Below are 8,078 nucleotides of genomic sequence, written 5' to 3'. Positions count from 1 at the left end.
CCCTTTTCCATATTCCCTTTCAGACTTCCTGTTGGAAGAAGCTGTAATAATGCAATTGTAAGTTTCATATATTTCTCCATATCATTGTAGAAACCAACTCAATGCTCTACAAATTCCGATTGAGATTTCACCTGTTTTAAGAAATTTAATAACTGTTATATTTTGTTATTAAATTCTCCGCAAACCATTGAAAACACTGGATTTGTCGCAGGTGAGCTTTCCCTTATTGTTTCCCTTGTGTTATATCGTCCCACCAGTGTTTACGAACTCTGATAAGGGAAAATACAAGGGCACAAGAGTTCCGGTGGACCTCTGCTCTGTGCCGACCAAAGCGGCAGCGGAGACCAAAAAAATTATATAAAACAGTATAACACAAAATAAAAGTGACATGGTGAACTGATTGAAATGCTTCTGATTTTTGTAGCAAATAATTGATTGAACGATAAGGAGATAAGATACGATGAGAACAATATTTGCAGAATATAATCCCGGACGAAACAGCATTGATGTTTATACCAGTGCAGACTATATGCTTCGCATTGACTGCTGGGAAGCAGAAAAGAATTTGAGAACCACACCCGGATCAGATTGTGCATTAAACACACTTGCCATTGATGAACCACTAGAATATGCTAGACTGTATCTTGATGGGAATTTACAGATGGTTACAGTTCAGCCTTGCGGCTGAAACAACACATTTAACACCGGCTAGAAAATAGCCGGTGTTCCTATAAAGATCTGTTTGATGTTCTCCATTAGATTCATTTTACGCCGTTTTAAGGTTTCTACGATGCTTAGGATTCGGCAATACATCTCCTTCCCCTGTTTCTTACGGAATCCGCCTGCCATTTTTTGACGGTTCTTTACTTTCCTCAGATCCCGTTCTGATATATTATTATCAAATGGTACCTCAGAACGCTTTATGAACAGCAAATGGTTTTCACGGTATTTTTCCAGACGGTTTAACAGGGCCTCTTCCTGCTTCGCGTATTTATAAAACACTGCCGTCCCAAAGGCTCCGGCTTTCATATGCCTGTAGGTATCCGTCCCCGGCACATCCCCTTCAAATTCATGCCCGTCGTGCTTGACAGTGGCAACCTTCAAGCCATAGTCGGTCAAAACAGGCAGCAAGCGAGTGATCAGGGTGGTTTTTCCGGCATTTACAACCTTGTCTTTACACATTTTCCGATCACCCTGAAGATAACCGAAAAAGACCTGGCATACCAGACTTGGAAATTCCGGTACGGCAGGTCTTCTTATCTTTTTATCCAATCAGTTTCCTGGATGGTCGATGCCCTTTTAACCATCTCAGAATTTTGCATTGTCCGGATCAGAGCCTGTCCGGCCTACGCATTCCAGCTTATCTATCACTGCCATGTCCTCCTGGGATATCTGAAAATCAAAAAGCTGCAGATTCTCCTTAATCCTCACAGGGGTAACGGATTTGGGCAGAGGAAGATGTCCTTTCTGCAGGCACCACCGCAGACAGATCTGGGCTGTGGACCGGCCGTATTTCTGTCCAAACTCCTTCAGCTTTGGATCTTCCAAAAGCTTTCCGGAACCAAGGGGACTCCACGCCTCCACCAGGATGTCATGCTCTTTGCAGAAGGCCGCCGTTTCCGGCTGCATCCAGCCGGGATGGAACTCAATCTGGTCTACCATAGGAATGACCTGTGCTGTTTTCAGCAGCGCCTCCATATGCACCGGGAGAAAATTGCTTACACCGATGGCCCGTACATACCCTTTTTCCAACAGATATTCAAAGGCCTTCCAGGTCTCCCGGTTTACCTCCTGGTAGGTATCCCTGAAAGCCAGGGGACGGGGCCAATGGATCAGGTACAGATCCAGATAATCCAGGGCCAGCCTTTTTAAGGAGGCATCAAAGGCTTTCAGGGTTTCCTCATAGCCTCTCACATCGTTCCACAGCTTGCTGGTCACAAACAGCTTTTCTCTCGGCACTCCCGACATGCGGATTCCGGCTCCCACCCCAATCTCGTTGTGATATACCGCCGCCGTATCTATATGGGTGTATCCTGCCTCTATGGCATGCATTACCGCATCTGCCGCTGTCTCTCCGTCCGGCATCTGCCATGTGCCGAAGCCCACCTGAGGGATCTCCACTTTGTTATGCAACTGAAATGTTCCGTTTTCGTGTATATTTTCCATTATATTTTCTCTCCTTTCTTTACCTGTTACGTCTCTGTCCTTTCCCGTCTAATACATCATTGCATTAATCTCGAAGTAAATAGTGCTTGATATCCGTGTCAGCTGTGCGTCTGCGAATCGACGGCGCAGCGGTGCCTGCGTCTAGCTCCGCAGGCGTGCAGAGGATGCGGATAGCGAGTACTATTTACTCGAGAGAATCCGTAGACAGCTTCAGATAAGAATTCAGAGCCGCCATGGGGCCTGATACATCCCTGGGCAGAACCGGAGACATGTTAGCGGCAATGGGATCCTTAGACATACGGCCGTCTGCGGAGGCTCCTATCCACTTTCCGATGTTCACAATCCAGGAAAATGTAGCGATACACGGGGAAAAGATAAGATCGCCATACCGGCTGTTGTATGCCTCTACCCGTTCCACAAAATAGTTTACAATCTCGCAGGCCAGATTGCCAGCTTCTTTTTGTCCGTTTCCGAATTTCGCCCCTTCATTTATCATCTTCATCTGCAGAACCTGATTTCCCTCCCAGTTATTTTTCAGGATCTCCACCAGCTGCGGCAGTGTCACCATCTCTTCTTCAAATACGAATTTCTCAATGGCTGCCATGGCATCCGCCGCATTGGAAACTTCCTCGGGTTTCAGCCGCAAGGCTGAACTGTAACTACAGATGTGGGTAGATGCAGAAGATTCCTTGACATTATAGTAATGTTCAAAAAACGCTGAGAATAATTTCTTCTCAGCGTTTCCGACAACTATTTTCTTTCCTTTGACACCTTCTCACTTATTCTCTGATAGATTTCCTTTGTCTCTGCGTCATTTTCCCCATTTACAACTAATATTTTTCCATCTATGTTCACGACAACATATGAATGGCAGGAGGCATGAGTGTAGCGGATATAATCTCCGAAGATATCGTTTTTGAAGTTTCCCATAGCATACTTCAGATTTCCAAAACCATTAGTTCTGTAATCATTATCGTTCTGCAATACATTTACTTCATAAGAAATGCTGTCAATTTGCGAATACTCCCCTGTATAATCATTCCATCCTTTTGCTTCAATGTTAAAATCACGATCATTACAACGAATCTGAATGCTTCCACAAAACAAAGTCCATATAGTAAACACAATAGTGGAAATTGCGATGATCAGATATATCACACTTTTTTTTGTATTATACTGAATTTTTAAGCCTTCTCCGGTTGCCAGCTTTTTCTTATAAAAAAGGTAGGAGTAGAGAATACTAATGATTGCAGCTGCCATAATGCTTATAATATACACAACCAGTGCAGCCATGCTTTCCCCAAAAAGTCCACAAAGCATACATAAAATACCTGATGCCATCCATAATTTGCCGCTGAATCTATGTGTTGCATTCCAGTTTTCTTCATCCATTAAAGACCATACAACTCTTATTCCTATGGTATTATTCTGTTTCACTTTTGGCAAATAATTTCCAATAACCATAAACAGCAGTCCAGTTCCATAGTAAATTACTGCCATAAACAGATTTTCCATATCTGCACCCATATTGACCAGTCTTGCAATACCATTATAGAGTAATGTTATAATTGGTATAATCCACATCGTCATTCCTATAATCTTGCGGCTCTGCTGTCTGTTCCGGTTATCATAAAATGTTATTGCCACCAGCGCACAATCCGTCACTACAAAAAACACATTTACCCACATGCTCTGTGTACTAGTGAATCCTACTAAAACCCCGATGAGCATTACCAGAACAGAACAAATTAATGAACCTCTATATTTTTTTATCATTTCCTTCATCGTCCGATACTCCTTTCAAATCTATAATCCACAACATGACATCTTCCAATACGGAAGTGTTTAATTCATAATAAATAAATTTTCCCTCTCTTTTATTTCGGATTAAATCAGCCTCCTTTAATATTGCCAGATGTCTGGATATAGAAGCTCCCGTTACTGAAAAATGTTCACATATCTCTCCAGCAGAAAGCCGTCCATTCTTCAATAAATTTAAAATCTCACGTCGTATTGGATCTGCCAGTGCTTTTAATGTATCTTGTATACCCAAGAATTCATCACGCTCCTTGTTTAACATTTAGTCTAATTGTTAAATGTATTATAATGCAAGATATGTTATCTGTCAACGACTAGATTTTTCTAAAAGAACGTGCTTTGTTCATTAAGGGCAGAGAGGCTTTTTGTCCCTCTGCCCTTAATAACAGATATCTCTTATAGCACTCATCTAACATATCGAAAGACTCTTAAAAATCTAATTCTCCATATCAACAGTATCCTCTTTCTTCCATCCAGTCTTTCACATAGCATCTGATTCCAATATAAACCACATGCACCAGTAATAATAGTGTAATGAGATTTATAGAAATAACAGATTTTATCCAATCTCCAAATTAAATTGCAATGGCTGTGCTTGTAATAACTTCCACAAACACCCGATTGCAGACCGCAAGCTGAAAACAGTTACCGCCGAACATTTACAGGCGTTTCTCGACCTGCTTACATTCGGTGGCGAGTTTCCAGACGGGAAAGTGAGAAAAGGATACAGCAAAGATTATATCCACTCTTTTTCCGCAGTGTTACAGTAATCATTCCGTTTTGCAGTATTTCCAAAGCAGTTAATCAGTTTCAATCCGATGCAGTATATTAAGCTGAAAAAGCAGGCAGAAGAAGTTGACCTCTTTTCCGATGATGAAGTCGAAGAAGGCACACAGCCGATTTCACACGAGGATTATGAGCGACTTATCAAGTATCTGGAAAAGAAAAATCCACCTGCAATTCTGCCGATCCAGATCGCATATTATGCAGGACTTCGTATCGGGGAAACCTGTGGTCTTACATGGCAGGACATCAACCTTGAAGAACAATGCCTGACCATAAAACGCAGTATCCGTTATGACGGTACGAAACACAAAAATGTGATTGGTACAACGAAGCGAAAGAAAGTAAGGATTGTTGATTTTGGAGATACGCTGACTGAAATATTAAAAGCAGCAAGACGGGAACAACTGAAAAGCCGGATGCAGTACGGAGAACTTTACCACCGCAACTACTACAAAGAAGTTCATGTAAAAAACAGGGTGTATTATGAATACTATCACCTTGACGGAACACAGGAAGTCCCGGCAGATTATAAGGAAATCTCCTTTGTCTGCCTAAGACCGGATGGCAGTCTGGAACTGCCGAGTACACTCGGCATTGTTTGCAGGTCAGTGTCAAAGAAGCTGGAAGGATTTGAAGATTTTCACTTCCACCAGTTACGTCACACCTATACCAGCAACCTGCTCTCGAATGGAGCGGCTCCGAAAGATGTACAGGAGTTGTTAGGACATTCCGATGTCAGTACCACAATGAATATTTACGCTCACTCAACACGAAAAGCTAAACGGGATTCCGCAAGACTTCTTGATAAAGTAGCGAGCAATGCTTAAATGCAGAGAACTTGCCACTGGCAACTTCTCTTACATACTTTGGCATAAAATTTCCCTTATTTCCCTTGCGGATTCCTCACAAGGGCAAAAATAAGGGAAAATACATATCATTTCACTATCTAAGGGGCTGGAAAGCCTATAAAATAAGGAAAGTTCAGAAAATTTCTCCACAACTTTCGATTTGTTAAGTTTACTTCAGTTTCCATCTTCTTGCCCTACGGACAAGAAACGCCTCGCGCTTAAAGCACGATCATCACCTATTTCCCTTTATAGCATTCTATCACGCATTCAATTTCCATACAACTATCTATTCAAGGTTGGATAGATACAGGTTAAATGGCATATCCCCGGAATCGGAACAAGATATGTTTGAATATCCTTCCTGCTTTACAAATTCTTCTATTATATTTTTTTAATGGATATTAAGGAACCTGTTTCAATATACTTATATCTTCCATCTGCGCCAAGATATTTAATTGCCTGTCTGGCCTTTGGAAGCAGTTGAACTTCATCAAAAATAATCACAGAAATCCCCGTTCATGTAAATATATTTTACACGCAAATCCCTGTTCGTATAATCACATTTCATACGCAAATCCCCATAAATGCATTTATCATCCATAATAAATTCTTTTTATGATTCCAACTTGTTCCTCATAAATTTTCCGTTATCAATTTTTGTATTTCCGGTGTTACTAATCTCGTCGAATCCGTCTCATTCATATAAGCAGCGTATGTATTAACATTTGTAACATTGAATAACTTGCTAATTTGAATAAGGTTGCTAATATCAGGATATGCTTGTCCAGACTCCCACTTCACTACAGCCTGTCTGGATACATCTAATTTTCCTGCAAGCACCTCCTGAGTAAAACATTTATTCTTACAAATTAATTGAAGTTTTTGTGAAAGGAGGTTATTTACTTTGTCGAGCAAATTTTTCCTCTGTAACCAATGTTGTCCACTTGCCGAATGCCTGCGAATCCATGCTTGGAACATAGCCGAGATTCTTATAGCCTAATTTCTTAAGCAATTCGATACTGGCTATATTTTCACATTCTGTAAAACTGATAAACTCCCTTTCTGGAGCAATCTTATGAAGATGCTCATGCAAAACGGTCAGAGCCTCAAAAGCATATCCCCGTCGATGATATTTATAAGAAAACGTATATCCTAAGGAAATTGTATTTTCCTTTGGCTTAACAACTATTTCACCAATCATTTCGTTTGTTTCTTTTAGAGCTACTGCAATCATACAAGGCGAATCTATTGATATTTCATCATTTTTTCGGCGTTCAATTAAATTTAGAATTCCTTCAAAGTCTTTCGTCTGCCCCCTCTGATATCGAGCACATATTTCATTATTTCTATAATCAAACATTACATGTATATCATTTTGCGATACATTGCGTAGATGTAGTCTTTTAGTGTCAATGGAAATCATCTATTTATCCTCCATAATTCAGGCTTTCACTGACTTCACCAACTCCCAAGCTATCCAGTTCTCAAAACCAGAATTTATCGCAATATTTCATTCTTGGATTATACTCGCTTATAAATAATTGGTTCATCATATCCAAAAGTTTTCTTTCCATTAACTTCCATGCTTTCAGATACTTCCAGGCAACTATCAGAAAACTTTTCCCAAAGCCTAAATGTCATTACCGGTGAAAACTGGCTTGTACTGCCTCCTTCCCAGATTCCATCTTTCTCATGATAGAGCGCCGGAGTGAATTTTTCAGATTTTTTCAATTCAGTGTAGTCAGCATTTTTCATAGAATCATATGAAAACGTACTTTTATCTTCTCCTTCTGGTATTTCATAAGAATACAACACAATTCCGTCTTCTTCCTCTGTAATAAGGAAAAGATGCGGTGAAGCATGGCGTTTACCATTTGTCTCATAGTAGCTTTCTTCAACAACAAATTTACCATTAAAATCTTTAGGAAGGTTTAAAATTTTCTCATTACAGATTGTATTAATGTGTTCTGCATAAGGATATGTTTTCCCTTCTCTCTGCATATTATCAAACTGCTCTTTGTTATTAAAGTGTCCCGTCATCATATTAATAAAATTATCGAGTTTCATCATGCCTTTTACCTCCAAACACCGATTTATACATATTCTATCACACATTCATCTTTCCCACAATCACTTATTTTCCACCCATCCACTGAGGAAACTAATCTTCGGACACTATATTTTGTCCTTCCCACCCTCTTATCATACACCATCCGGTATAACGCAGATTACTTTCCTCAATGCACCTTCAAAATCTCCCTATAAACAGATGCATGGTTCGCGGGCGCGCTCAGATGCTTACGAGCAAACTCGACGCATCTTCACTTTGCCTTCGCGCAAAAGATTGAAAGAGCAGCCAAATCAGCCACTCTTCCTTATGCTTTCTATATCTTTGAAGTTTGAATGTCTCCGCTCTGCTTCGGTCGGTGCAAAACGGACATCCACCGGATGTCCTGCACC

At 40.6% G+C, this 8,078-nt stretch carries 11 protein-coding genes and 1 pseudogene; 2 read left to right on the top strand and 10 right to left on the bottom strand.

What is annotated here, in order from left to right:
* The first annotated feature begins 460 nt into the window (after positions 1-460).
* The gene (locus DXB73_RS06200; protein WP_118690461.1) at positions 461-688 is read left to right on the top strand and encodes a DUF6061 family protein; all 228 of its coding nucleotides are present in this window, start codon (positions 461-463) and stop codon (positions 686-688) included.
* A gap of 20 nt (positions 689-708) precedes the next feature.
* On the opposite strand, the gene DXB73_RS06195 is transcribed toward DXB73_RS06200, so the two are convergent.
* The 6 genes from DXB73_RS06195 to DXB73_RS15150 form a co-directional block, all read right to left on the bottom strand.
* A complete protein-coding gene (locus tag DXB73_RS06195) occupies positions 709-1,272 on the bottom strand; it encodes a molybdopterin-guanine dinucleotide biosynthesis protein MobB (protein ID WP_347559525.1) in 564 nt (187 codons plus the stop codon).
* A gap of 36 nt (positions 1,273-1,308) precedes the next feature.
* Complete coding sequence (locus DXB73_RS06190; RefSeq protein WP_118497176.1) at positions 1,309-2,166, bottom strand: aldo/keto reductase; 858 nt, start codon at positions 2,164-2,166, stop codon at positions 1,309-1,311.
* A 184-nt stretch (positions 2,167-2,350) separates the two neighbouring features.
* Complete coding sequence (locus DXB73_RS06185; RefSeq protein ID WP_279221298.1) at positions 2,351-2,812, bottom strand: pyruvate formate lyase family protein; 462 nt, start codon at positions 2,810-2,812, stop codon at positions 2,351-2,353.
* Between the two features lie 104 nt (positions 2,813-2,916).
* The gene (locus DXB73_RS06180; RefSeq protein WP_118690459.1) at positions 2,917-3,951 is read right to left on the bottom strand and encodes an SdpI family protein; all 1,035 of its coding nucleotides are present in this window, start codon (positions 3,949-3,951) and stop codon (positions 2,917-2,919) included.
* A complete protein-coding gene (locus DXB73_RS06175; RefSeq protein WP_054754373.1) occupies positions 3,926-4,219 on the bottom strand; it encodes an autorepressor SdpR family transcription factor in 294 nt (97 codons plus the stop codon). Before DXB73_RS06175 ends, DXB73_RS06180 begins: the two co-directional genes overlap by 26 nt.
* 214 nt (positions 4,220-4,433) lie before the next feature.
* Entirely contained in the window at positions 4,434-4,547 is a 114-nt protein-coding gene (locus tag DXB73_RS15150; RefSeq protein WP_347559528.1) for a DUF6040 family protein, read from the bottom strand.
* 48 nt (positions 4,548-4,595) lie between these two features.
* On the opposite strand from DXB73_RS15150, the pseudogene DXB73_RS06165 reads away from it, so the two are divergent.
* A pseudogene (locus DXB73_RS06165) lies at positions 4,596-5,597 on the top strand (site-specific integrase); the annotation flags it as partial.
* Between the two features lie 402 nt (positions 5,598-5,999).
* On the opposite strand, the gene DXB73_RS06160 reads toward DXB73_RS06165, so the two are convergent.
* From DXB73_RS06160 to DXB73_RS06145, 4 genes are all read right to left on the bottom strand, one after another.
* Positions 6,000-6,122, bottom strand: coding sequence for an AAA family ATPase (locus DXB73_RS06160; RefSeq protein WP_347559526.1), 123 nt, complete (start codon positions 6,120-6,122; stop codon positions 6,000-6,002).
* A 129-nt stretch (positions 6,123-6,251) separates the two neighbouring features.
* A complete protein-coding gene (locus DXB73_RS06155) occupies positions 6,252-6,596 on the bottom strand; it encodes a helix-turn-helix transcriptional regulator (RefSeq protein ID WP_118690458.1) in 345 nt (114 codons plus the stop codon).
* Complete coding sequence (locus DXB73_RS06150; protein ID WP_118690457.1) at positions 6,514-7,041, bottom strand: GNAT family N-acetyltransferase; 528 nt, start codon at positions 7,039-7,041, stop codon at positions 6,514-6,516. The genes DXB73_RS06155 and DXB73_RS06150 overlap by 83 nt, the downstream gene beginning before the upstream one ends.
* 98 nt (positions 7,042-7,139) lie before the next feature.
* Positions 7,140-7,688 (bottom strand): hypothetical protein, encoded by a 549-nt coding sequence (locus DXB73_RS06145; RefSeq protein WP_118690456.1) that lies wholly within the window; start codon positions 7,686-7,688, stop codon positions 7,140-7,142.
* Between the last annotated feature and the right edge of the window lie 390 nt (positions 7,689-8,078).

Source organism: Clostridium sp. OM05-6BH (genome assembly GCF_003481635.1).
Classification (GTDB): domain Bacteria; phylum Bacillota; class Clostridia; order Lachnospirales; family Lachnospiraceae; genus Butyribacter.
Note: the sequence above shows the minus strand (reverse complement) of the source record. Positions and strands in the feature narration are given on the sequence as shown.

Excerpts from the sequence above, each read along its gene's own strand:
- DXB73_RS06155 (WP_118690458.1), bottom strand. The coding sequence starts at position 6,596 with ATGTTCCAAGCATGGATTCGCAGGCATTCGGCAAGTGGACAACATTGG.
- DXB73_RS06145 (WP_118690456.1), bottom strand. The coding sequence starts at position 7,688 with ATGATGAAACTCGATAATTTTATTAATATGATGACGGGACACTTTAAT.
- DXB73_RS06180 (WP_118690459.1), bottom strand. The coding sequence starts at position 3,951 with ATGAAGGAAATGATAAAAAAATATAGAGGTTCATTAATTTGTTCTGTT.
- DXB73_RS06200 (WP_118690461.1), top strand. The coding sequence starts at position 461 with ATGAGAACAATATTTGCAGAATATAATCCCGGACGAAACAGCATTGAT.
- DXB73_RS06190 (WP_118497176.1), bottom strand. The coding sequence starts at position 2,166 with ATGGAAAATATACACGAAAACGGAACATTTCAGTTGCATAACAAAGTG.
- DXB73_RS06150 (WP_118690457.1), bottom strand. The coding sequence starts at position 7,041 with ATGATTTCCATTGACACTAAAAGACTACATCTACGCAATGTATCGCAA.